Source organism: Persicobacter psychrovividus (assembly GCF_036492425.1).
GTDB classification, from domain to species: Bacteria; Bacteroidota; Bacteroidia; order Cytophagales; family Cyclobacteriaceae; genus Persicobacter; species Persicobacter psychrovividus.
The window spans coordinates 2,279,117-2,301,607 of the sequence record NZ_AP025292.1 but is presented as its reverse complement, the minus strand read 5'-3'; the positions used below and the strand labels follow the sequence as shown (position 1 = coordinate 2,301,607).

At 44.7% G+C, this 22,491-nt stretch carries 24 protein-coding genes; 18 read left to right on the top strand and 6 right to left on the bottom strand.

What is annotated here, in order from left to right:
* The first annotated feature begins 39 nt into the window (after positions 1-39).
* A complete protein-coding gene (gene gcvT, locus AABK40_RS09800) occupies positions 40-1,128 on the top strand; it encodes a glycine cleavage system aminomethyltransferase GcvT (protein ID WP_338396932.1) in 1,089 nt (362 codons plus the stop codon).
* 66 nt (positions 1,129-1,194) lie between these two features.
* Here gcvT and AABK40_RS09795 read toward each other — a convergent pair whose 3' ends face one another.
* From AABK40_RS09795 to AABK40_RS09785, 3 genes are all read right to left on the bottom strand, one after another.
* Entirely contained in the window at positions 1,195-2,679 is a 1,485-nt protein-coding gene (locus AABK40_RS09795; RefSeq protein WP_332918849.1) for an NADH-quinone oxidoreductase subunit N, read from the bottom strand.
* A gap of 10 nt (positions 2,680-2,689) precedes the next feature.
* On the bottom strand, positions 2,690-4,405 hold the full coding sequence (locus tag AABK40_RS09790; protein WP_338396931.1) for a complex I subunit 4 family protein: 1,716 nt from the start codon (positions 4,403-4,405) through the stop codon (positions 2,690-2,692).
* 211 nt (positions 4,406-4,616) lie between these two features.
* Positions 4,617-6,644: a tetratricopeptide repeat-containing sensor histidine kinase gene (locus AABK40_RS09785; RefSeq protein ID WP_338396930.1), complete on the bottom strand. Its 2,028-nt coding sequence runs from the start codon at positions 6,642-6,644 to the stop codon at positions 4,617-4,619.
* Positions 6,645-7,045: 401 nt separating this feature from the next.
* Here AABK40_RS09785 and greA point away from each other — a divergent pair, with 401 nt between their 5' ends.
* Together greA and AABK40_RS09775 are read left to right on the top strand one after the other, a co-directional pair.
* Positions 7,046-7,519 carry a transcription elongation factor GreA gene (greA, locus tag AABK40_RS09780; protein ID WP_332918852.1) on the top strand — a complete coding sequence of 158 codons (474 nt, stop codon included), beginning with the start codon at positions 7,046-7,048 and terminating at the stop codon, positions 7,517-7,519.
* Between the two features lie 21 nt (positions 7,520-7,540).
* On the top strand, positions 7,541-7,933 hold the full coding sequence (locus tag AABK40_RS09775; protein ID WP_332918853.1) for an HIT family protein: 393 nt from the start codon (positions 7,541-7,543) through the stop codon (positions 7,931-7,933).
* A 78-nt stretch (positions 7,934-8,011) separates the two neighbouring features.
* Here AABK40_RS09775 and AABK40_RS09770 read toward each other — a convergent pair whose 3' ends face one another.
* Positions 8,012-8,620 carry a hypothetical protein gene (locus AABK40_RS09770; protein ID WP_338396929.1) on the bottom strand — a complete coding sequence of 203 codons (609 nt, stop codon included), beginning with the start codon at positions 8,618-8,620 and terminating at the stop codon, positions 8,012-8,014.
* A gap of 136 nt (positions 8,621-8,756) precedes the next feature.
* On the opposite strand from AABK40_RS09770, the gene AABK40_RS09765 reads away from it, so the two are divergent.
* Positions 8,757-9,137 carry a hypothetical protein gene (locus tag AABK40_RS09765; RefSeq protein ID WP_332918855.1) on the top strand — a complete coding sequence of 127 codons (381 nt, stop codon included), beginning with the start codon at positions 8,757-8,759 and terminating at the stop codon, positions 9,135-9,137.
* A 61-nt stretch (positions 9,138-9,198) separates the two neighbouring features.
* Positions 9,199-9,879, top strand: a complete 681-nt coding sequence (locus tag AABK40_RS09760; protein ID WP_338396928.1) for an OmpH/Skp family outer membrane protein — start codon at positions 9,199-9,201, stop codon at positions 9,877-9,879.
* A gap of 75 nt (positions 9,880-9,954) precedes the next feature.
* Here AABK40_RS09760 and ruvC read toward each other — a convergent pair whose 3' ends face one another.
* Positions 9,955-10,506: a crossover junction endodeoxyribonuclease RuvC gene (gene ruvC, locus AABK40_RS09755; RefSeq protein WP_332918857.1), complete on the bottom strand. Its 552-nt coding sequence runs from the start codon at positions 10,504-10,506 to the stop codon at positions 9,955-9,957.
* Between ruvC and AABK40_RS09750 the strand changes: the two genes are divergently transcribed.
* Together AABK40_RS09750 and AABK40_RS09745 are read left to right on the top strand one after the other, a co-directional pair.
* Positions 10,481-11,449, top strand: coding sequence for a hypothetical protein (locus tag AABK40_RS09750; protein ID WP_338396927.1), 969 nt, complete (start codon positions 10,481-10,483; stop codon positions 11,447-11,449). The two genes, ruvC and AABK40_RS09750, sit on opposite strands and share 26 nt — an antisense overlap.
* On the top strand, positions 11,422-12,531 hold the full coding sequence (locus AABK40_RS09745; protein WP_338396926.1) for a glycosyltransferase: 1,110 nt from the start codon (positions 11,422-11,424) through the stop codon (positions 12,529-12,531). Before AABK40_RS09750 ends, AABK40_RS09745 begins: the two co-directional genes overlap by 28 nt.
* 51 nt (positions 12,532-12,582) lie before the next feature.
* On the opposite strand, the gene AABK40_RS09740 is transcribed toward AABK40_RS09745, so the two are convergent.
* On the bottom strand, positions 12,583-13,377 hold the full coding sequence (locus AABK40_RS09740) for a carboxypeptidase-like regulatory domain-containing protein (RefSeq protein ID WP_338396925.1): 795 nt from the start codon (positions 13,375-13,377) through the stop codon (positions 12,583-12,585).
* A gap of 78 nt (positions 13,378-13,455) precedes the next feature.
* Between AABK40_RS09740 and AABK40_RS09735 the strand changes: the two genes are divergently transcribed.
* The 11 genes from AABK40_RS09735 (at position 13,456) to AABK40_RS09685 (ending at position 22,320) form a co-directional block, all read left to right on the top strand.
* Positions 13,456-13,710 carry a hypothetical protein gene (locus AABK40_RS09735; protein WP_332918861.1) on the top strand — a complete coding sequence of 85 codons (255 nt, stop codon included), beginning with the start codon at positions 13,456-13,458 and terminating at the stop codon, positions 13,708-13,710.
* A gap of 28 nt (positions 13,711-13,738) precedes the next feature.
* Entirely contained in the window at positions 13,739-14,983 is a 1,245-nt protein-coding gene (locus AABK40_RS09730) for an ABC transporter permease (protein WP_338396924.1), read from the top strand.
* Complete coding sequence (locus tag AABK40_RS09725) at positions 14,983-16,236, top strand: PP2C family protein-serine/threonine phosphatase (protein ID WP_338396923.1); 1,254 nt, start codon at positions 14,983-14,985, stop codon at positions 16,234-16,236. Before AABK40_RS09730 ends, AABK40_RS09725 begins: the two co-directional genes overlap by 1 nt.
* Positions 16,227-16,868 carry a polysaccharide deacetylase family protein gene (locus AABK40_RS09720; RefSeq protein WP_338396922.1) on the top strand — a complete coding sequence of 214 codons (642 nt, stop codon included), beginning with the start codon at positions 16,227-16,229 and terminating at the stop codon, positions 16,866-16,868. Before AABK40_RS09725 ends, AABK40_RS09720 begins: the two co-directional genes overlap by 10 nt.
* A gap of 193 nt (positions 16,869-17,061) precedes the next feature.
* Positions 17,062-17,829, top strand: a complete 768-nt coding sequence (locus AABK40_RS09715; protein ID WP_332918865.1) for a TatD family hydrolase — start codon at positions 17,062-17,064, stop codon at positions 17,827-17,829.
* 20 nt (positions 17,830-17,849) lie between these two features.
* Positions 17,850-18,929: an asparaginase gene (locus AABK40_RS09710; protein ID WP_338396921.1), complete on the top strand. Its 1,080-nt coding sequence runs from the start codon at positions 17,850-17,852 to the stop codon at positions 18,927-18,929.
* Positions 18,930-19,179: 250 nt separating this feature from the next.
* Positions 19,180-20,010, top strand: a complete 831-nt coding sequence (locus AABK40_RS09705; RefSeq protein ID WP_338396920.1) for a MotA/TolQ/ExbB proton channel family protein — start codon at positions 19,180-19,182, stop codon at positions 20,008-20,010.
* A 62-nt stretch (positions 20,011-20,072) separates the two neighbouring features.
* On the top strand, positions 20,073-20,396 hold the full coding sequence (locus AABK40_RS09700; protein WP_338396919.1) for a hypothetical protein: 324 nt from the start codon (positions 20,073-20,075) through the stop codon (positions 20,394-20,396).
* A gap of 6 nt (positions 20,397-20,402) precedes the next feature.
* Positions 20,403-20,975: an ExbD/TolR family protein gene (locus AABK40_RS09695; RefSeq protein WP_338396918.1), complete on the top strand. Its 573-nt coding sequence runs from the start codon at positions 20,403-20,405 to the stop codon at positions 20,973-20,975.
* Between the two features lie 2 nt (positions 20,976-20,977).
* Positions 20,978-21,442: a biopolymer transporter ExbD gene (locus tag AABK40_RS09690; protein WP_332918870.1), complete on the top strand. Its 465-nt coding sequence runs from the start codon at positions 20,978-20,980 to the stop codon at positions 21,440-21,442.
* 128 nt (positions 21,443-21,570) lie between these two features.
* Positions 21,571-22,320, top strand: a complete 750-nt coding sequence (locus AABK40_RS09685; protein WP_338396917.1) for a lysophospholipid acyltransferase family protein — start codon at positions 21,571-21,573, stop codon at positions 22,318-22,320.
* The last annotated feature ends 171 nt before the right edge of the window (positions 22,321-22,491 follow it).

Here is a 22,491-nt window from a genome sequence, read left to right as displayed (position 1 = left end):
AGGTCAGCTAAATTGATAAACTAAAACCAATTTTTTTATATGGAATTGAAAAAAGTAGCGTTGAACGATGTGCATGAATCACTGAATGCCAAGATGGTTCCTTTTGCGGGTTATAACATGCCCGTAAGATATTCTTCAGATATTGAAGAGCACAAAGCAGTGCGGGAGGGCGTAGGCGTTTTTGATGTGTCCCATATGGGGGAATTCATGCTTCGTGGTCCTAAGGCTCTGGACCTTATTCAGCGCGTTACCTCTAATGATGCGAGTAAGCTTTTTGACGGCAAAGCGCAATATTCATGCTTGCCAAATAAAGATGGTGGTATTGTTGACGACCTTTTGGTTTATAAACTGGCTGATGAACAATATATGCTGGTGGTGAATGCCTCAAATATTGAAAAAGACTGGAACTGGATTTCTTCTTTCAATACTGAAGGTGTACAAATGGAGAATATCTCTGAAGGGATGTCTTTGTTTGCTGTACAAGGGCCAAAAGCACTGGAGCTTTGCCAGCGCATTACCAAGCGCGACCTGAGCCAAATGGACTATTATACTTTTGCCATGGATACCATCGGTGGTGTGGAGGATGTCCTTATTTCGGCCACAGGTTATACGGGCGCTGGAGGTTTTGAGCTTTACGTAATGAACGAAGATGCAGAAGAACTTTGGGAAGCCATTTTTGAAGCGGGGAAAGATCTTGGGGTGAAGCCTATTGGTTTAGGTGCACGTGATACCCTTCGTCTGGAAAAAGGCTTTTGTCTGTATGGAAATGACATTGACGACACCACTTCGCCACTTGAAGCCGGTTTGGGATGGATCACTAAATTCACCAAAGATTTCACCAATGCGGAAGCACTTAAAGCACAGAAGGAAGCTGGGGTGAGTCAGCGTTTGGTAGGGTTCATTATGGAAGAAAAGGGTATTCCAAGACAGGGCTACACGATTTTTGATGCTGAGGATAATGAAATCGGACGAGTAACTTCGGGTTCTATCTCTCCTATGCTTGATAAAGGGATCGGCTTGGGCTATATCAAGAAAGGCCATACAAAAGCAGGTTCTGAGGTGTTTATCGGGGTGCGTAAACGCCGACTGAAAGCCATTGTTGAAAAATTACCTTTGTATAAAGACTAATTGCTTGGTGTCCTGAGGGCCTAAAAGATGAAAAGTCGTGATGTTGAGCATCACGACTTTTTTATTTTATAAGATAATTTGCGGGGCAAAAAACAAGACCAATAGCGGTATGATGAGGATAATGGTGATGATCCCGTAGGACCAGCGCAGCGGAGTAGTGATGACGTTCAGTCGTCGTTCCTCATAGTCATCATCTTCTGGCAGTTGTTTTTGGAAATAGAAGTGATAGGGCAGCTTAATGTAATAGAACAGCGCAATGACGGTGTTCAGCACACCCGCAATCAGCAGGTACAGATAGATATTCATCCCCGACCTTTCAAACTGCTCCCAAAAAGCAATAAAGACCATCAATTTGGCATTGAAGCCAGCTGTTGGTGGCAAGCCAGTCAGTGAAATCATTACGATAACCAGCCCTATCCCCCACAAGGGTAATTTTTTTCCCAATCCATTGAAGTCCGCATAAGTAACCGCAAGCTTTCGGGTTTCAAAATATTGTACCATTCCAAAGGCGGCTAAATTCATGATCCCATATACCACAACATAAAACAGGCCAGCATCCCAGGCTGCTTTGTTGGGAATTGCCGCAATGGCGAGCAGGAATCCTGCGTGCGAAACGGACGAATAAGCCAGCATTCTTTTGACATCTTTCTGCCACAACGCCAGCAAGTTTCCGATGGTCATGGACATGATCGCCACAATGCCAATCAGCAAGGTTAAAGAAGGGCTATTCAGTGCATTGAAAGGTTGCAGAATCTGCACAAGATTTACCAGACAAAAGAACACCGCAATTTTTGGCAAAGTACTGAAAAATGCCGCCACGGGTGTTGGTGCATGCTGGTACACATCATCCACCCAGGGGTGCAAGGGTACTGCTGTAATTTTAAATAACAGTCCACAGGTGGCCAGGAAAACGGCAAATGCCAAAATGGGTGTTGGCACATCGGTAAGGTGTAACCAAAACTGCGGGTTGGAAAGGCTGAGTGTGCCTGTCAGTCCATATAACAGCGACATCCCATAGACGGTCATGGCGGAGGCCACAGCACCAAAAAGCAAGTACTTAATCGCTGATTGTTGGCCCTCTTTATGCTGATTGAAGGCCGTCAGGCCATAGGCAGAGAAGGAAAGCAACTCTACCGCAAGGTAGATCATCAATAAGCTCTCTGACATCAGCAGGGTAGAGCCGCCGAGTAAAATGGCGACCGTCAGGATCCAGTATTCGTGGTGTTGGTTGTTATGCCCCGTGACGTGAATGGCACTCAGGTGCAGCACACACAGGTACAAACCACCAATGAGCAGCTTACCATAAATAGCAAAATCATTCAGTGAAATCATCCCTGAGAAACCGATATTAAAGGATTCTCCCAGCTGATAAAATGCGGCCAGCAGATAAGCGATGCCCCCAATCCAGCAACAGAGGATAGACCAGCCATTGTTTTTTTTCCACGGACTGATGCTCAGCAGCGTCAAAAAAACAATCGTCAGCACTAAAATCGACTCCGGAAGAATCATCGGCAGGGCATCGATGATTTTATTTAAAACGTCAACGTTCATAAATCTGCCATTAAGCCCCCATCACCAAGTGCACCCAGGCAGCAACACTGCCATTGATCAGGTCTAACAGTAATGAAGGGAATATTCCGAATAGTAATGCGCAAACGACCAGCGGTGTCATTACGATATATTCTTTCAGGGTCATGTCGGTCATCTGCACTTCCCAGGCGGCTTTTCTTACAAAGTATTTACCGAAAAACATCCGCTGTAAGGTCCACAGGTAATAAGCGGCGCCAAGCAACAAGCCAAGCAGTGAAACGATGGCCATCCAACGTGGGATTAACCCATTGATGCCCTGAGAGGAGAATGCACCAAGGAATACGAACACCTCTGCAATAAATCCTGAAAAAGCAGGCAAGCCGAGTGATGCAAAGAAACCGATAATCACGAAGGTGGTGAAGTACGGTAGTTTTTGGGCAAGGCCGCTGTAATTTTCAATCATCCTGTCGTGGGTACGGTCGTAAATGAAACCTGCAATTAGGAAAAGCAGGGCAGAAATCAGTCCGTGACTGAACATCTGATAAATAGCACCACTGACCCCTTCAGCCGTTCCTGAGGCAAGGCCAAGCAGTACAAATCCCATATGTGAAACCGACGAATAAGCAATGAGTTGTTTAAGGTCTTTTTGCGCCAATGCATTCATGGCACCGTATATGATCGACAGCATCCCCATAAAACCAACGAGCCAGGCCCAATGAATAGCGGCATCAGGGAAAATGGAATAAGCTGTTCTGAGTAAACCGTAACCACCAATTTTCAGCAGGATACCCGCAAGCACCACAGATACAGGCGTTGGAGCCTCAACGTGCGCATCAGGCAGCCAGGTATGGAAAGGAACCATCGGCAGTTTAATGCCAAAGCCAATGAAAAGCAATAAAAATGCCCATAGGCGATAGCTCAGCCCGAGCAGGGTTGCGGAATTTCCCAGCGTGAAAATCGCCGAAGGAATGAAGTTGGCCCCGTCCATCATGTGTACAAGGTTGAAACTTCGGACCATTTGCTGCGAAGGAATCAGCTGATTGCTCAACGCTTGCTGAACTTTCAGCAGGGTGGCCGAATCTACACTTTTAAAATCCTGTGCCCAACCCATTGCCACAGCGGTCATGTGTGGGTCGATGACCGAACTGTACAGGCCAATCATGACCAGTAAAATAAGGACTGAACCAAAGAGGGTATAAAGGAAAAACTTGATGGCGGCATATTCTCGGCGCGGCCCTCCCCAAATACCGATCAAAAAGTACATCGGCAACAGCATGAATTCAAAGAATACATAAAAGAGGAAGAAATCCAGGGCCACAAAACAGCCCATAATAGTGCTCGAAAGCAGCAACATCAGGGCGTAATATCCTTTGGTCTGCTGCTTAATGCCCCAACTGCCATAAATAGCAAGGAACATGACCAGCGCACTCAGCAGGATCATGGCGATATTGATCCCGTCGATGCCAACAAAATACTGTACAGACAATTGCCCCAAGCTGCCAAGCTTGAGGTGTATCCAGTCGTACTGTTCGACGAACTGATAACCACTGATCTGGTTCACACCAATTGGGGCATCTTTACCCGAAAGGTAATTCCCAAGCATGAGCAGTGAAAGCAGTAACTGTACACCAACGCCTGCCAGGGCCAAAGGGCGATAGAGCAGGTCTTTAGATTTCGGAATGAAAAGCAATACTACCGCAAATACAAGCGGCAGAAATACCATCAGGCTGATTAAATGTGCAATCATAGAAAGCGGGTCAATCGTGATGTGATTGTTGAAAATTGTAAGAAAGCGAAATTAAGAGGTAGGTATGAAAAATACTATTATTCAGCTTAATTCCTGTTCAAGATCATGAGGCATCTAACAATAGAGCGCATGATTGTTGTTAAATTAATGAAAATAGGAAGAATAAATGATCTGCTGCCCGACAAGTATTGCAGTAAAAGCCATAAAAATGCTATTTATGGGCCACTTGCTCGGGAAGTTGCGCAGGCTGCGTCGGAAGTTCGCTGACCTTGGCTTTGGGTAAAGTAAAGCTGAAAGTCGTGCCCTGATCCTCAACACTCTCGAACCAGATTTTCCCTTTGTTCTGTTCCACAAATTCCTTGCAGAGAATCAGTCCAAGGCCCGTGCCTTTTTCATTGCCAGTCCCCATGGTAGAATGTTTCTCTCCGAGGATAAACAGCTTTGACTGTACTGATTTGGGAATACCGACACCATTATCCCGCACAGCAATCACCACGTCATGATCCCGTTCGGTAATGGTCGTGTAAATTTCACCCTCTTTTTTAGTGAACTTCAGGGCATTGGAAATCAGGTTGCGGAGCACGGTATCAATACATTTGATGTCAGCAAAAACACTGACCGAAGCCGTGGGCCCTTTTTTCAGCTGAATATTTTTATTGGTTGCCGTATTGCCAAGCAAGCGATGGTTTTTATCCACCAACTCCTGAATGGAAAATACCTCTGGCGTTATCTGAATGGCCCCCGTTTGTGATCGTGCCCATATTAGCAGGTTTTCCAGCAAGCCCAATAGGTTTTCGAGGGATCCGTCGAGATCTTTGGCCAACATCTTGATTTCATCTATGCTCAGGTGCTCTGGGTGATTCATCAGAATATTGGAGAACGACCTGAGGCTGTGCAGCGGACCTTTAACATCGTGGGAAATGATGGAAAAGAACTTGTCTTTGGTTTGGTTCAGCGCCTCAAGCTGTGCGTTTTTTCTTTCAATTTCCTTATTATGGGCGAGCAGAATTTTACTGTGCTTGTTTTTCCCCATAACCACCAGCGAAACCCCTGAAATGATCATCACCAGAATGATACAAATACCAATGAAGATCATCAGCTGGAAGTTTTTCTCCTTTTCCATCACCCGCTGATCTTTTTCAGCCTTGGCAATTTTGAGCTTCATTTCATCGATTTTCGTCTTGGATTCAAGCTCTGCAATCAGTCCATTTTGCGTCTCAGAATTAATCAGCAAAGTGATCTCCCATTGTTTCTCCAATGCCGACTGCGCTTTGGGATAATCCTTCAGCTCCTTATAAACTTCTGCAAGCAACTCATAGCCATCCCGAAGGGTGTATTTGAGGTTTTTCGCCCAGCCGATCTGTAAAGCTTCACGGATTTTACCGATGGCCTGATTATTCAGGTTGGTGTCCTCATAGTTGTTTTTTGCCTGTCGCCTGAAGCTGTATTCTCCCATCAGTAACAGGTTGGCCGCTAAAGCGGTGCTGTCATTGGCCAGCCGTTCGTATTCTTGTGCTTTTGCCAGATACACCAAGGCCATGCCGTAGCTTCCCTTTTTTGCAAAAGTTTTTCCGAGACTTTGCTGGCTGTCATAAATGCCTTTGGCAAGATTATATTCCTCCGCGACCTGCAAACTCTTTTTCAGGTAGGTTTCGGCATTGTTTTCTTCATTGATTCTCAGTAGGGCATTGCCAATTTCAAGAAAAGACTTCGCCACCAGCCGATTTGGGAGTGCCTTCACAACAGTAACGTTGGGATCTTGGGTGTGGAGTTTCTGAAGGCTGTTGGCCAATTCAAGGGTAACTTCCCGGTTGCCGAGCATTGATTCAACACTTAACAGCAGCCCCATCATCTCTCGTTCGTAATAAAGGTCGCCAATTGCCTGGGCAAGCGTAAGGCCGTTTTCAAAAAAGCCCTTCGCTCGGCTATAGTCCTCTATTCCCTGAGAAATTAATCCTTGTGTTTTTCTGGTGATAATCAGCCCGAGGGTGTCTTTGGCGCCAAGATTATACTCTGCCGCATCCTGACAATGTTTGAGCTCGTCAATCTTGTAATTCTGATAAAATGAAGCAAGGCTCATGTAAGGAAGGGCCCTGCCCATTCGCTTTTTATTGCCTTCGGATTCCGCCTGCAGCCAGGCGCTTTCTGCCGCACGATAGGCGAAATTCGGTTCGTCATGAACCATCTTCTCGGCCAGGTTGATTTTGGCGTCAAAGCTCAACTGGTTCAGACTATCCATTGATATCGGTTGAGCATCAAGGGAACTGAAGGCGGTTAGGCTTAAAAAAAACAGTAGATATATGAGGGTTGACTTCATTAATTAAGATTGAAAAATCGCAAAAATCATCTTGGTAAAGTTACTTTAATTTTTTGCGAAATCTGATTTTTGCGGATGCTTTTTTGTTCTCATTTCAACATAAATGTGTCATAATTGAGGGTAGGCGATTGACTTCAAGGGCTTTTCTCTTTTGGGCGGTTTAAAAAAATGTTTATCTTTGTTAGCGTTAAGGGGGAATGCCTGCAGCTTGATCGGCCGATTTGCTTTCGGTATTTGGCTTGCGCATGTACATTTCCCGATCTGCAACGATCTCACTTAGGGGTCGTTATTCTTTTTTTTAATAAAATCGGATCAATTAAAAGATGAGTAATATATCATACTATACCGAAGAGGGCCTTCAGCGCCTAAAAGATGAATTGCGTGACTTGAAATTACGTGGCCGTGCCGACATCGCGCAGCAAATTGCAGAAGCACGTGACAAGGGTGATTTGAGTGAAAATGCAGAATATGATGCTGCTAAGGATGCTCAGGGGCACCTTGAGGCTAAAATCGCACAGTTGGAAAATGTTGTAGCCAATGCACGTGTGATCCGCCAGTCGGATATCGATACGTCAAAAGTTTCCATCCTTTCAACGGTAAAAATCAAGAACCTGAAAAACGGAATGGAAGTGAAATATACTTTGGTTTCCGAAGAAGAGGCGAACCTGAAGCAGGGGAAAATTTCCATCAAGTCGCCTATCGGTAAAGGTTTGGTAGGTAAGAAGGTTGGGGAAGTTGCTGAGGTAACTGCTCCAGCAGGAAAAATGAATTTTGAAGTGCTTGAAATTACCATGTAATTGACTTAAATCATCAGGACTATGGCCACGATATTCACCAAAATTATTGAGCGTGAAATTCCCGCTCAGATTGTAGCAGAAGACGATAAGCACATTGCTTTTTTGGATATTAACCCTTTAGTGGAAGGGCACACGTTGGTGGTGCCGAAAGCAGAAGTGGATTATATCTACGATATGGCTGATGAGGATTACCTGGCGCTTCAGGCATTTGCCAAGAAAGTGGCCAAAGCGGTGAAAGCCGGTATCCCTTGTCTGCGGGTAGGTGTGGCAGTGATTGGTCTTGAAGTGCCCCATACCCATATTCATTTGGTTCCTTTGAATAAAATGGATGATATTAATTTCAGCAGGAAAAAACTGAACCCTTCAGCAGCCGAGCTTGCTGCCGCTGCAGATAAAATCAGGGAGAAGATGTAAAGATGTAATGGCCTGCGGGCATGAATTCAATAGATAAAAATAAGGCTGTTCCAATTTTTTTTGGAGCAGCCTTATTTTTTATAGTCCTGAAATACTTTGTGCAGCGCCATGCTGGTTGAAATCATCGACCAGCGCACGGATCTTCTTTTTTCGGATCGCTCGCCAAATTAAAGAAGACAAACCCACCGTGGCTCCCATATATAACATCGGGGAGGTCCGGTACTGCGCCGTTTTCCCTTCAATATTATTGGTCGTAACGGTATGTAAAATGCCTGAAGCGATCAGGCCTGCGCCAAGAAGAATGCTGGCGGTTTCAGCGGTTTTCAGTCGGTGAATCTGACGGTAGTAATGCGCGTATTGTTCCTGTTTGCCCGTAGCCTGTTCAAGCATAACAACACTTGCGGGTTGAAATTTTTGCTCACCTTGTTTTATAAATATTTGATTTTCAGATAGGCCTGAAGTGGCGATCGCAAATGGGTTAAGCGTTACTTCTTGAAATTTTCGGTGGTAGATTACTATTTTTTCACTGTTTTTTGGTGGGCTTAGGGCCAAAAGGCCACTTTTTTTCTTTTTTTCTTGAATTTGGTACTGACTTTGATACGCATTATCGAAGTGCAGATACGCTTGCGAAAAGGCGGTTTGGCTGATCAGTAGTAAACACAGCACTTTGAACAGTCGGGACGTCATGGAAGGAGATGTTTTTAGGGATAATAGGTTTGGTAGTTGAAATAACTAAAAAATAAACCAAAATCGAAATATTATTCCTTGAATATTCTTTTTGGCGAGTGTTAAATTCTGCAAATATTGCCTACTTAAGAATGATATGATAATAAAGAAGTCTACCTGCTTATTGATATGCCTCTTCATTTGCATTGACCTGTTCATCGCTTTCGAGCTGAAGGTGATTCAGGATGTGGAAATGCGGCAACAGGATTGGCACGGCACCAATCAGCCGATTGTGCGCAAAGGGGTGGCTTATTGGGGGCACATTGCTTTCACAACGATCGAAGGGCAGATTACATCATTGCAAAGTGCCATGGTCGATCACTTTGTTGATCTGTTTGAATTTGGAGAAGAACAGCCTGCCACTTCAAGCCTTCAACAAAAAGATACCGCTGTTCAGCAGCCTGCCACACCTCCAACCGTTCCCGCCCAAACTCATCAGTTTCCATTTGTTGGTAGAAAGAATGCTGCCGTTGATTGATTTTTCATGATCATTTACTGCTGATTGTCGTCCTTCATAATGTCATTAAAACGTGAATGTTATGAATCAGATAAAATTGAAAAAATCCATTGGACTTGTATTTTTATTGTTTGCAATAAGCTTTTCGGGAATAGCACAGCCCCACCATCAGAAGGTTAAAAAGAAAGAGATGAGGGCTTTCCTGAAAAATGAGGTGATGCCTGTGATGAAAGATGCCAGAAAGGCATTCGATGCTAAACTGAGTGCCAAGGAACAGAAAGAAATTGCACAATACCGACAGGAGCTTGAGGCGCTGAAAGCGAAAGGAAAAAAGCTGAGGGCAGAACTACCGGCTAAGCATAGCGAAAATTTTGAGTTGCCTTCATCGGCACAGCGACAAGCTATGCGTGAGCTGGAAAAATCCAAGCGGGAAATTATGCAAGGTGTTTGGGAAATTGCCGACCGACATGAACAGGATTTGGACCAGGTATTGGTAAGCCTTGAGCCCAAGCTGAAAGAATGGCATGAGAAAATGATGGAAGAAGACGGCAGGAGAACAGGTGCGCAGCAAATTAAAGGAACACCTGCTACGGAATCCAAAGGCAAGAAAAAAGGGCAGAAGCCCAATAAAAAAGCCAAGCATATGCGTCCACATCATGGCGGGCCAATGGGCATGCTGAACAATGGCGCGAAGTTTTTGCTGATGGACCCCGACCATATGAAAGAAGCACCTATGCCACCTATGGAGATGGACGAGGAGTAGATTTATTGCTGACGTGTTGCCGCCAGCGGAACAATTTTTGAAACACACTTTCAAGGAGCGAAGGAAACTCGCTCCTTATTTTTTGCGGTCTGGATTATCTTTCAGAAAGGCACTCCAGGAAGCCGATTTTGCGACCTGCTGACCACCGGAAAAATGGTGGGTAACGGCTACGCCGAGGGCATCGGTAGCATCGAGGTATTCCGGCAATTCTTTCAGGCTGAGCAGGCTCTTGAGCATGTTGGCCACTTGCTCCTTGGAGGCATTTCCGTTGCCGGTAACGGATTGTTTTATTTTTCGGGGAGCATACTCTGTTACGGGGATGTCGTGGTTGAGTGCCGCAGCCATTGCCACGCCCTGCGCACGGCCGAGCTTCAGCATGGATTGCGCGTTCTTGCCATAAAATGGCGCCTCGAGGGCTACTTCATCGGGCAAATATTCTTCAATAATGCCCCACACTCTTTCGTAAATCTTTTTGAGTTTTAAAGCGTGCGAGCTGTACTTTTTTAAATGAATTACTCCATACTGAAGACAAAACATTTTGCTACCTTTAATTTGAATTACCCCATAGCCCATTACCTGGGTGCCGGGGTCCAAACCAAGAATGATTTTTTCTGTGTTCGATGCCATTCCGTTTTCAATTGCCAAAAAGCGCCTAAAGCAAAGTTTTTTGTTTTTCAAAGGACTGCTTTGGTTGGCTTTAATGTATGTATTGTGGAGCAAAATAAAGGATAATTTTCCGGCTTCAGAAATTTATTTTCGCTTTGGGGAGATCACCACCATGCCCCTCCGTTATCTCATTTTAGGATTATTGATGGTTCTTAACTGGTCGATGGAAGCGTGGAAATGGCAATGGATTGTTCGTAAGCATCGTAAGATCAGCTTTTTTAATGCCCTTGCAGGGGTATGGTCAGCTTTGGCTTTTTCCTTGGTTGGGCCAATGGGACTCGGGCATCATTTAGGTCGAATATTATCACTGCAGTCGGGTCGGAATATCCGACTGATCCTGCCGATATTCATGGGGCAGGTAGCGCAAATGAGCTGGACGCTGTTGTTTGGGCTGGTTGGGCTCTGGGGGTTTCTTCAGAATATGGCGGTTGATTTTTGGGTTTATGTCTTTTTGGGACTGATGATGGTCGTGGTGGCGTTGGTGATGGGGTGGCGGTATATCCGGAAGCACCCGCGTTGGCAGCAAAGGTTGCGCTTTGTTGGTCGCTATTTCAGTAGGCGAGATTTGCTCAAGATTTGGCTGTTGTCGCTGGGGCGTTATCTGGTGTTTTGTTTTCAGTTATTATTACTGATGCATTGGCTTGGGGTGGCGCTTCCTGTTAGCGAGCAACTTCAGGGGGTGTTTTTCATGTTCCTGGCCAAATCCGTGATTCCCGCAGTACACTTACTGGGGGATCTGGGCATTCGTGAGTTTGCCTTATGGAGCTTTTTTCATGATCAAGTTGCGGAAATAGGATTTATTGTCGGATCGGGGCTTATATTGTGGTGCTTTAACATTTTTATACCTGCTCTTTTGGGCTCTTTTTTTCTTTTCAAATGGAAATGGTTCAATTCTTCCTCCTGATTATTGCGATTGTTTATGCCCTGATCGTCTTGCTGAATGCCTTCTCCTGGCATCGGAACCCGAATTTCAAAAAAGGGTTTTCGGGTAAAGTCAGTGTGGTGGTGGCACTCAAAGATGAACCCGCAGTGATTGATCGCCTGATGGGCTGCTTACTTCAGCAAAATTATTCTGATTATGAAATTGTACTTGTTAATGATCACTCCACAGATGATACCTTTCAGCAATTGAAAGCCTATCAGGTGCCGGAGGCGAATATTCAAGTGCTTGATTTGGTGGAGGGGGAAGGGAAAAAGGCGGCCCTTGCCAAGGGAATTGCACAGTCGAGTGGGCAGGTAATTTTGTGTACGGATGCCGATTGCACGATGAACGCCGATTGGCTCGACCTTATGGTGCGGCCCTTTGTGTCGGCGCAGGTGGAAATGGTGATGGGGCCCGTGATGTTGCAGGGCGATGGCCGTTGGTTTGCCCGTTTTCAGCAAATGGAATTTTCGAGCCTCATGGGTTTTACCGGAGGGATGAGCGGCTGGCGTAAGCCTATTTTTTGCAATGGAGCGAATCTGGCGTACCGCAAATCGATGTTCGATTTTGTTAAAGGTTTTGAGGGGATTGATCAGATTCCTACGGGCGACGACGAATTGCTGATGCGAAAGTGCCTGAAGTTTTCAGAGAACAGTGTTGTTTTTCAGAAGAATGCCCAGGCGGTAGTCCTGGCGGATGTAATGCCCCGCTGGAGCGCTTTTGTGGCGCAGCGGTTGCGGTGGTCAAGTAAGTGGAATGTCGGTAAAAGCTGGCTGGAAGCCATTCCCGCTGTGGCTGTTTTTTCTTTGCATGCTTTAACCCTTTTGTTTTTGGTCTTGGGACTGATCTGGCCTTCTTTTGGCGAAACCGCTTTAATGGTGCTGATGGTCCGTTTTGTGTCCGAAGGGATGTTGCTCGCTGGGGTTCATTATCAAACCAAACGGCCGTGGGACATGCTGTCTTTTGTGGTCATGTTTATTCTTTACCCTTTTTATGCGGTTTATTTTGGCCTGCTGTCGTGGCGGTCAAGCTATGAATGGAAGGGGCGGGTATATCAAAAGTAAAAGGTGCCCGATGGATACTTCAGACACCTTTTATTATTATCCGCAAAACACTTAATTTCTTTTTTGCTGATCCTGATACAGATCCCAGTTGTTCAATACATCTTTGGCAATCTGATATTGATCCGTCTCCACAAGGTAGCTTTCACTGAACTTACAGGTTTTCATGAACTCTTCCACAATTGCTTCGTTCTCGGGCCCAATCAGGCTCAATACCCAGTTCTTGTTGAATTTATTGGCTGCAATATGCTGTCTTTTTCGCTTTTGTTCCCGTCGCTTAATGCGTTTTCCTTTTTTCAGGTCGAGGGTTAAAAAGTTAAAGGCATCGGGTTGGTCGAAACCCGGAATAGGTGTTTTTTGCAGCGCCGCCTGTTGGCGTCGACTTTTCATATAGGCCTCATAATTATTTTTGGGGTCAATTTGCCATCCTTCCTTGAGGTCTTGTTCTATCACCTCATCCTTAAAATCTTCAATGTTTTCGGGCAGCAGCGTAACGTCCACATTTTTCAGTTTGTAGGTCGTCGGGCTGAGGGTGATGCTCAGGTCAATAGAAACAGCCCCGTCAGGGATTTGTACAGGGATTCGCTGCATTTGGTAGCCCACAAAGGAGCACCACAGGGTGTCTGTCGCATTGGATTTTACCACAAAACGCCCTTTTTCATCGGTAGTGGCTCCAAATCGACCTTTGATCGCCATTACATGCACAAAGGGAAGGGGTTGTTGGTTTTCATCCAAAATAACGCCACGCACCGTATTGAAAATTTGAACCTGTGCTTTTGCTATCTGACAGGTACTCAGCAGGAGGGTGGTCAGGAGCAGGAATAGTGTTTTGCCATGGTATTTTTTCATAGCTGTAATTTAGGATATTTATGCAGGTAAATTGAATTTTGAATTGTAAATTTATCTTTCTAAACATGGCTTAGTTTGATGATGTCGGATATTGAAAATGAAATTTTAGAGGAACTCTTTTTCGTGATTTCCTATAATGAGCTTTTGGAAGAAGTTGGATGTGCGGAGCGTGACCTGGAGCAGGGGTTGTTGTCCCTGATTCAGCGTGAGTGGGTGAAGGCTTTCAGCGAGATAGATGGTGAGCCACTGGAAATTGCCTATATTGAAGATCACATGAAAACGCTGTATTTTCTGGCGTCGAAACAAGGCATGCTGGCCTTGCATGGACATTAATTTTTTTTGCCCTATTAACTCCTAAAATATGGTTGCCCAACCTCCTGTTCAAAGTATTTATGCTGAAGTGGGTCTGCTGAAGCAAATCTGGCGTAACCGTGCCTGCCGTTACAGTGGGCTGGTGATGCTGTGTGCTTTTGCGGTAGTCCTGGGAGGTTATTGGGTGCTTCCTGACAGCACCCCTGATGTAAACGGAGGGAATATTCAGCTGCGCAAGCAGGGGGTGAATTTTACGGTTCCCATGCTGAAGGTGCGAAAAAATGTGGAGCAGGAGCACACGAGTCTGTGGCGTTCATGGTGGTCGGGAACACCGTCGTCGTTTTTGCTCGAACCCTACGATTCCCTGAAAGTAGCCGGCGACCTGGTGATGATTTTACCCTTTGGTTCTCATCGTAATCAATGGAAGCGATTTCACCTTTGCGATATTGTCATGCCCTTATACGTTGGGCCTTTGGAGGCGATGTCCTTTCCTTCCAGTAGGCCTTATATGAAAGAAAAAAATGGCTACCGAGTGTTGTTGGCCAATGGCAGCGATGTGTTCGTCTCCAGAATCAAGCTGAAAGAATTACTCAAATCACATATTGAAACCCATCGTTTTTTGTTGGGAACCGACCGCGCAGGCAGGGATTTACTCAGTCGGCTGCTTTTCGGTGCACGAGCGTCCTTAACTATCGGGCTTTTTGCCGCGCTGGTGTCCTTGTTAATCGGGGTGCTGGTCGGCAGCGTAGCAGGCTATTTCGGAGGGTGGCAGGATGTTTTCCTCCGGTGGCTGATGTCGGTGGTGTGGTCTGTTCCAGGAATAATGCTTATTATAGCCATCAGTATGGCTTTGCATCACCAGGGGGTGTTTGTCTCCGTGATCGCCGTAGGGCTGACCATGTGGGTGGATGTTGCGCGTTTGGTACGTGGCAAGGTGATGAGTTTGAAACATAGTCTTTTTGTGGAGGCGGCAAGGTCCATCGGTTTGTCTGACTATAAAATTGTTATTGTCCATATTTTACCCAATATTGGAGGAGAATTAATCGTGATGGCTACGGTGAATTTTGCTGCGGCAATCTTACTGGAAGCAGGCCTGAGCTTTTTGGGGATGGGCGTGCAACCTCCCACACCTTCTTGGGGGGCGATGCTTATGGAGGGTTTCGGCGCTATTGGCACCAATAACAGCCTTCATTTAGTGCTTTTCCCAAGTTTGGCGATCATGCTGATGGTAGGAGCGATTAATGTATTTGGTAATGGACTCAGGGATGTGCTCGATCCTAAACGCATAAAGTGATGATGAAAGATCTCAAAATGGAAACGATAGATTATCAAAAGGAATATCAGTTGAAGAATATGGAGATCAATGCCCTGCTTGAGCTCTCCAATGCGATCAACGATAATATAAAAGAAAGTCAGCTGGTGCTGGCCTATCAGTTTACTTTGATGGGGTCCGCGGGTGTTGGCCGTTTGGCGCTTTTCATTGTGGAGGAAACGAATGCGCGGACCATGAATTGTAAAGCGCAATTTAATACCGCTCAGAATTACACGCAGGCGCCCCTACCAGAGGCTTTTCTTGATATTACTAAAATTACCAAGAAAGAAGATTTCGGCCCCAATGTCGACGAAAGCTTTCAGGAATTTGATGTGCTGATCCCCGTTTCGCATAAAGACCAGCGCCTGGCGATGTTGTTTGTGGCGCAGAAAGAAGTCGGGCGGGTGAATGATATGAACCTGCAGTTTATTCAGGCAATCACAAACCTGGTGGCGGTGGCAATTGAAAACAAAAAGTTTGCCCGTCAGCAGATGAAACAAGAGCTGATGAGCCGTGAGCTGGAGATTGCCCATCAGGTGCAGAAGAGCTTGTTGCCAACCAAATTACCACAGGGCGATAAATTTCATGTGGCAGCAGAGTATGTGCCACATCACGGAATTGGTGGCGATTATTATGATTATATCTCCCTTGACGATCACCGTTTTTTGATCTGTATGGCCGATGTGTCTGGCAAAGGGGTGCCCGCCGCTTTGGTGATGTCCAATTTTCAGGCTTCCCTACGGACCATTATTTTGCATACCACAGATTTGAAAGAAGCAGTAGCTGCCGTAAATCATCAGATTTATAGCCGAAATGGTCAGGATAAATTTATTACCGTGTTTTTGGCAATTTACGACCAGCGGGAACAGCAGCTTAATTATGTAAATGCTGGGCATAATCAGCCGATGCTGATTCGCGAAGACGGGCGGCTGGAGCTCCTTGATCAGGGTTCTACGGTAATTGGTATTATGGATCCGTTACCATTTATCTCCGAAGGGGTGGTAAAGAACCTGACTGAGTTTACCCTGTTCTGCTATACCGATGGACTGACAGAAACCTTCAATACTGCAGAGGAAGATTTTGGGGAGGAGCGTACGGAAGAGTGCCTGCGTAGGAATTTCCGCAAAAAGCCTGATGAGATCAACCAGATCATGATGGATGCACTGAATGATTTTCGCGGTGAAGTCCCTTTTGCAGATGATATTTCTCTGTTGACGATCAAGAAATGGGATTGATAAAACCGCATCGGATACCAGATTGTATTCAGCGTTGGTTTTCTGACTATACCTTCCGAAAATCAACGGATCAGAAAGTGATATACCTGACTTTCGATGATGGCCCAATACCTGAGGTAACCCCATGGGTGTTGGAGTGCCTTGAAGAATATGGGGCAAAAGCCACCTTTTTTGTTGTAGGGGACAATGTCAGGAAATACCCTCAAGTGTATGCGCAACTCCTTGAGCGGGGGCATGTTGTTGGGAATCATACCTTCAATCATTTACAAGGTTGGAAAACCAAAAAAGAGGATTATTTAAAGAATATTGATAAGTGTCAGCATATTCTTGAGGAGGAGGATTTTCCCGAACGATCGCGCCCCTTATTTCGTCCACCTCATGGCCGAATGCGTCCTTCGCAAGCAAGGATATTAAAACAGCATTATGAAATTATCCTCTGGGATGTCCTTTCTTGTGACTACGATGGCAGCCTTTCCAAAGAAGAGATTTTAATGAAATCCGTGAAATTATCCCGAAATGGGAGTGTAATTGTTTTTCACGATAGCTTAAAATCAGAAAAAAATATAAAATTTGTATTACCGAGGTATCTTTCTCACTTTTCAAAAAAGGGCTATAAATTTAAGACTTTGTAAAAATTCATTAAAATTTAGCGGATCTCTTGAAAGAAACCAAGGATATGGCCTTTCATTCGCATCTGAAATTTTTTTCGATCTATTGATCAGTGGTAGGGGCGGATTATGATTTATTGCGCTTTGTGAATTTTTTAATATTTTTGTCCTTAGAAAAGAGAAAAATAGGGTAAAAAAACTGTGAACAAGCGGGGATATGGAATTTATTGACACACATGCGCATATTTATGTAGAGGATTTTAAAGAAGATTTGGCACAGGTCATTTCTGACAGTAAAGCTACGGGTCTTCGTCGAATTTACATGCCTAATATTGATGTGGATTCCATTGATGCCATGATGGATGTTCATCGCCAATACCCCGACTTTTGTATTCCCATGATGGGGCTTCACCCTACGGATGTTAAAGAGGACTTTGAATCGCAGCTTGCTATAATGTACGAGTGGTTGAAGAAATTTCCTTTTGCAGCGGTGGGAGAAATCGGGACCGATCTGTACTGGGACAAGACTGCGCTCGATCGCCAAATTGAAGCCCTGAAGATTCAGATCGGCTGGGCGAAAGAGTTTGACCTCCCCATCGCGATTCATTGCCGAGATTCCTTCAAAGAAACCGTCGCTGTTGTCGAAGAATTGCAGGACGGCAACCTGAAGGGCGTATTTCATTGCTTTTCTGGAAGTGTAGAAGATGCCGAACGCGCTATTGCGGCAGGCATGATGCTCGGTATTGGTGGGGTAAGTACTTTTAAAAATGGTGGCATGGACAAACTGTTGCCGCACCTTACCTGTGAGCATTTGCTTTTGGAAACGGACGCTCCCTATCTGGCGCCTGTGCCACATCGGGGGAAGAGAAACCAGCCGCACTATGTTTCGCTTGTTGCACAGCGTATCGCTGACCTCCAACAAATCTCTGTTGTTGAAGTCGCTAAAATCACCACCCAAAATGCACTGAACCTTTTTAAAGGATAAGTGCCAAATTCTGAGAACAAATGACACCCAAATATAGAATCACCAGACTGAATACTGCCGCTCCTTATGAGCCCAAAGCCAAAATCCTGATTGTTTATACAGGAGGGACGCTCGGCATGGTAAAGGATCGGACGGGATCATTGATTTCTGTGGGCTTTCATGAGATTATTGAAAGGCTTCCTGAAATCAATACCCTGAACCTTGACCTGACGGTCATCAGTTTCCCGACCACCATTGACAGCTCCAATGTTAAAATTGAGAACTGGCAGGATGTGGGGTACATCATCAAAGAAAATTATCATCAGTACGAGGCCTTCGTGGTTTTGCATGGTACCGATACCATGGCCTACACTGCCGCAGCCCTCAGCTTTATGTTGCAAGGCTGTAATAAGCCCGTTATCGTTACTGGGGCGCAGTTGCCGATTGGTGCCCGCCGTACCGATGCCCGGGCAAATGTGATTTCTGCCCTTGAACTGGCCTCTGCACACGACGGAAACCATGAGCCGCTGGTGCCAGAAGTGGCCGTCTATTTTGACTCCAAACTTTTCCGTGGAAACAGGGTGCAAAAGATTCGCTCCTCGCAATTCGATGCCTTCAATTCGGAGAATTATCCTGCACTGGCGGTTGTCGGGACGGAAATTGAGTACAACCGTTCGGCGGTATTGCCATGGATTCCACAGGATACTTTGCGCTTTCAGTGGAAGTTCGATACTAATGTGGCTTTTCTTAAAATATTCCCTTCTATGAGTGATGCCTATGTGGACGCCATCCTCAATATCCCCAATCTTAAAGGGGTCGTGATGGAAACCTACGGGTCAGGAAATGCACCGACGGTAAAATGGTTCCTCGATCGTCTTGAAAATGCGATTAAAAAAGGAATCACGGTAGTGAATGTTACCCAATGTCTCGGGGGGACGGTAATCCATGGCCGCTATGCGACCAGCTCCGAACTCGAAAAAATCGGGGTAGTGAGTGGATATGACATGACTTCCGAAGCCGCCATGGTAAAATTAATGTTTTTGTTAGGGAATCAGAAAAGCACTGATTTAGTGAGGAAAATGCTCCAAGTACCGCTTTGTGGCGAAATGACGATCATTTAAAAGGTTTCAAAAAAACATATTATTCTTGCATTGAGAGATATTTATTGATTTATTTGTGTTCGTGATACTGCGATACAGTAGAATATTTCAGAGAAGAGACGCCCTACTAAGCTGATGGTAATTTAGCCCAAAAGGCAGAAGTCTATAAAGATTCTGAGGTTCGTCACCTCGCTTTTCTTCTAACTTTAAATTTTTTCTTACACTTTAACAGTTAAATTCTACACTTAGAGAATTAATTAGAAACTGAACTATGAAAAAGTTATTTGCTTTGTTGATGATCGCTGGTATGGTCACTTTCGGTACAACCGTAAAGACGTATGCACAGTCGGATGATGCTGCCGCTCAAACTGAGGAGGTTGCAGCTACTACTAATGAAAACCAAGTTGTTGAGGAAGCACCAGCTGCTGCTCAAGACAATGGACAGGTTGAAGAGGTTGCTCCACAAGAGAACACTTCGTTCCACCAAGCCGTAAAACAAAAATTCATCGAAGGTGGATGGGAGTTTATGGGTATCGTATTGTTGTGTTTGATCATCGGTTTGGCCGTTGCTATTGAGCGTATCATTACTTTGAACCTTGCGACTACTAACACTAAGAAGTTGTTGGCGAAAGTTGAAGCTGCGCTTCAATCAGGTGGTGTTGAAGCTGCTTTGGAAGTTACACGTGACACTCGTGGTCCTGTTGCTTCTATCTTTACACAAGGTTTGATGCGTTCTTCTGAAGGTATCGAAATGGTAGAGAAGTCTGTTGTGGCTTACGGTTCTGTAGAAATGGGTCGTTTGGAGAAGGGTCTTGTATGGATCTCTTTGTTTATTGCTTTGGCGCCAATGCTTGGTTTCATGGGTACGGTATTGGGTATGATCCAAGCCTTTGATATGATTGAGGCTGTTGGTGATATCTCTCCAACCGTTGTAGCTTCTGGTATTAAAGTAGCCTTGTTGACTACTGTTGCAGGTTTGATTGCTGCTGTTATCCTTCAATTGTTCTACAACTACTGTGTGTCTAAAATCGACGCTTTGGTTAATGATATGGAAGATGCTTCTATCTCATTGATTGACTTGTTGGTGAAATACAGAAAATAATCATCGCCCATGAGGCATGATTGAATTAGAACAATTGTTTGGCTAATTTAACGTAATTAATAATGGAAATTGTAGATATCGCCCTTTACATTGGGTATGCTCTTACGGGGTTAGCGACTGTCTTGGCAATCGTCTTACCTTTGCTAAAAGCACTCGACAATCCTAAGGGCTTAATGAAATCGTTAGTTGGCGTGTTGGTTGTTGCAGGTATTTTTGGTGTGGGTTTTGCCCTTGCTGGAAGTGAAGTAACTGCTGCTTACGCTAAGTTTGATGTAACTCCATTTATTTCGCAAATGGTAGGTGCTTCTCTGATCACAGCTTATGTGTTCATGGTAGGTGCTTTTGTATTAGCGATTTTTACAGAGTTCGCAAAAGCATTTAAATAATTTATTATGGCAAGAGATAGAGGAACCCCAGAAGTAAATGCTGGATCTATGGCGGATATCGCGTTCTTGCTGTTGATCTTCTTCTTGGTAACGACCACGATTGCATCTGATAAAGGTGTTTCGCTACGTTTACCACCAAAAGCTCCTGATACACAGCAGAATGAGGTGAGGAAGAATGAACGAAACATCTTTAAGGTATTGGTGAACTCCTCCGACCGTGTGTTGGTGAATAATGAGCCAATGACTGACTTAAATGAATTACGCCCATTAGTGAAAGAGTTCGTCATGAACTATGGCCGTGATCCAAAATTGTCAGAGTCACCTAAAGATGCGGTTGTGTCATTTAAGGCAGACCGTGGTACAAGCTACGCTACTTACATTGAAATTTTGGATAACCTGAAAGGTGCTTACAACGAAATCTATGCGGCAAATGTCGGACTGACCGTTGAACAGTACTTAAAGCTTGATCGTAAGAAACCTCGTGAGAAAAAAATGTACGAGGATTCGAAGATTGGCCGCGATGGTAACAAGATTCCTATGAGTATTTCTATTGCTGACCCAACTAAATCAGGAAGTTAATAATGTCAAAGTTTAAAAAGAAGTCGAAAGCAAGTCAGGACATCCCTACTTCGGCACTCCCTGACATTATCTTTATGTTGTTGTTCTTCTTTATGACAACAACAACGATGCGTACGGACGATATTAAAGTTCAGCAACGTTTTCCTGCGGCGACGCAATTAAGTAAGATTGAGAAAAAATCTTTGGTGTCTTACATTTATGTAGGAGCTCCGAAAGAAACATCACGTTTTGGTACTGAACCAGTAATCCAGATCAATGATGTTTTTGCAGAACCAAAAGATTTGATCTTGTATGTTGCTAAGGAGAAAGATAAACTGGCAGATTACGAACGTGATCAAATTACAATGGCTATGAAAGTGGATAAAGAAGCTAAAATGGGTATTGTAACAGACGTTCAGCAATCGCTAAAAGACGCTAATGCATTGAAAGTGTTGTACACTTCAATCCAGAAGAGAAAAGACAGCTAATCGCTGATTTTATAAAAATTGAAAAGCCAACCCGCTAAAGGTTGGCTTTTTTTTGTTTAAATTTTAGAATAATGCCTTTACAGCATTAATTTTGTTGGCTGTCAGTTTAGTATTGCGAAATTCTTATAATGATTAAAAATAAAATTTTCACCGCTTTGGGCTTCGGCTCATTTGCACTGTTAATGGTGCTTTTCCTCCCTTGTTTTGCTGTGTTATCCTACTTTCCTGCTGGGCAGAAGTGGGGCCTGCGTTTGTATCGTGTCTGGGGTAAATATTCCCTGTTTATGGCGGGTGTGCCTACCAAAGTGATATGGAGAGGGAAGGAACGTTTGGCTAAAGGGCAAAATGCGGTGATTGTGGCCAATCATTCTTCTTTTTTGGATATTCCTGTGCTGGGCAGTGGACCTATGCTGACGACCTTTTTGGGAAAGCACGAGCTGACCAAGGTGCCGATCTTTGGCTATATTTACCGCCGATTTAGCATTGTTGTAAAGCGGGGAAGTATGAGCAGTGCCAAGCAGGCCATTGCTATGTGTAAAGAAGTAGTGAACAAGGGGCAAAATGTGGCGATTTTCCCTGAAGGGACGATCACTAAAAACCCACCTATGATGGGGACTTTCAAAGACGGGGCATTTATTGTCGCCATCGATACCCAAGTGCCTTTAGTTCCCGTTTCAATGCCTTATTCGTGGAAAATCCTTCCCCGTGACAAGGCTTCTGTACATGTGCATGAATCCCTGATGATTATCCATGACCCTATTCCTACCAAAGGACTGACTCATGATGATATTCCACGCCTGAAGGAAGAAATTAAGGCCTTGCTTGCTGCCGACCTGAAAGCCTATAATAAGGAGGCATATTTAAGCAAAGAAGCCTAAGGGAAGCATTCAAAGCCCCTTGCCTTTACATCCTGTTTTCATTCAGCCGTATCTGTACAGCTATCCGATCTTCGATACCCTCAAAATCGGTCTTCATCTGACCCAATCCTGAGGATAGAAAAATCATTTGATATTGATGGCGCCTGCAAATAGTACAACGGCACATCAATA

Coding starts and splice junctions, on each gene's coding strand:
- AABK40_RS09745 (WP_338396926.1), top strand. CDS start 11,422: ATGGAAATGGTTCAATTCTTCCTCCTGATTATTGCGATTGTTTATGCC.
- AABK40_RS09715 (WP_332918865.1), top strand. CDS start 17,062: ATGGAATTTATTGACACACATGCGCATATTTATGTAGAGGATTTTAAA.
- ruvC (WP_332918857.1), bottom strand. CDS start 10,506: ATGGCATCGAACACAGAAAAAATCATTCTTGGTTTGGACCCCGGCACC.
- AABK40_RS09765 (WP_332918855.1), top strand. CDS start 8,757: ATGATAATAAAGAAGTCTACCTGCTTATTGATATGCCTCTTCATTTGC.
- AABK40_RS09770 (WP_338396929.1), bottom strand. CDS start 8,620: ATGACGTCCCGACTGTTCAAAGTGCTGTGTTTACTACTGATCAGCCAA.
- AABK40_RS09695 (WP_338396918.1), top strand. CDS start 20,403: ATGGCAAGAGATAGAGGAACCCCAGAAGTAAATGCTGGATCTATGGCG.
- AABK40_RS09700 (WP_338396919.1), top strand. CDS start 20,073: ATGGAAATTGTAGATATCGCCCTTTACATTGGGTATGCTCTTACGGGG.
- AABK40_RS09690 (WP_332918870.1), top strand. CDS start 20,978: ATGTCAAAGTTTAAAAAGAAGTCGAAAGCAAGTCAGGACATCCCTACT.
- gcvT (WP_338396932.1), top strand. CDS start 40: ATGGAATTGAAAAAAGTAGCGTTGAACGATGTGCATGAATCACTGAAT.
- AABK40_RS09795 (WP_332918849.1), bottom strand. CDS start 2,679: ATGAACGTTGACGTTTTAAATAAAATCATCGATGCCCTGCCGATGATT.
- greA (WP_332918852.1), top strand. CDS start 7,046: ATGAGTAATATATCATACTATACCGAAGAGGGCCTTCAGCGCCTAAAA.
- AABK40_RS09775 (WP_332918853.1), top strand. CDS start 7,541: ATGGCCACGATATTCACCAAAATTATTGAGCGTGAAATTCCCGCTCAG.
- AABK40_RS09730 (WP_338396924.1), top strand. CDS start 13,739: ATGGTTGCCCAACCTCCTGTTCAAAGTATTTATGCTGAAGTGGGTCTG.
- AABK40_RS09720 (WP_338396922.1), top strand. CDS start 16,227: ATGGGATTGATAAAACCGCATCGGATACCAGATTGTATTCAGCGTTGG.
- AABK40_RS09685 (WP_338396917.1), top strand. CDS start 21,571: ATGATTAAAAATAAAATTTTCACCGCTTTGGGCTTCGGCTCATTTGCA.
- AABK40_RS09710 (WP_338396921.1), top strand. CDS start 17,850: ATGACACCCAAATATAGAATCACCAGACTGAATACTGCCGCTCCTTAT.
- AABK40_RS09735 (WP_332918861.1), top strand. CDS start 13,456: ATGATGTCGGATATTGAAAATGAAATTTTAGAGGAACTCTTTTTCGTG.
- AABK40_RS09750 (WP_338396927.1), top strand. CDS start 10,481: ATGATTTTTTCTGTGTTCGATGCCATTCCGTTTTCAATTGCCAAAAAG.
- AABK40_RS09760 (WP_338396928.1), top strand. CDS start 9,199: ATGAATCAGATAAAATTGAAAAAATCCATTGGACTTGTATTTTTATTG.
- AABK40_RS09725 (WP_338396923.1), top strand. CDS start 14,983: ATGATGAAAGATCTCAAAATGGAAACGATAGATTATCAAAAGGAATAT.
- AABK40_RS09740 (WP_338396925.1), bottom strand. CDS start 13,377: ATGAAAAAATACCATGGCAAAACACTATTCCTGCTCCTGACCACCCTC.
- AABK40_RS09790 (WP_338396931.1), bottom strand. CDS start 4,405: ATGATTGCACATTTAATCAGCCTGATGGTATTTCTGCCGCTTGTATTT.
- AABK40_RS09705 (WP_338396920.1), top strand. CDS start 19,180: ATGAAAAAGTTATTTGCTTTGTTGATGATCGCTGGTATGGTCACTTTC.
- AABK40_RS09785 (WP_338396930.1), bottom strand. CDS start 6,644: ATGGATAGTCTGAACCAGTTGAGCTTTGACGCCAAAATCAACCTGGCC.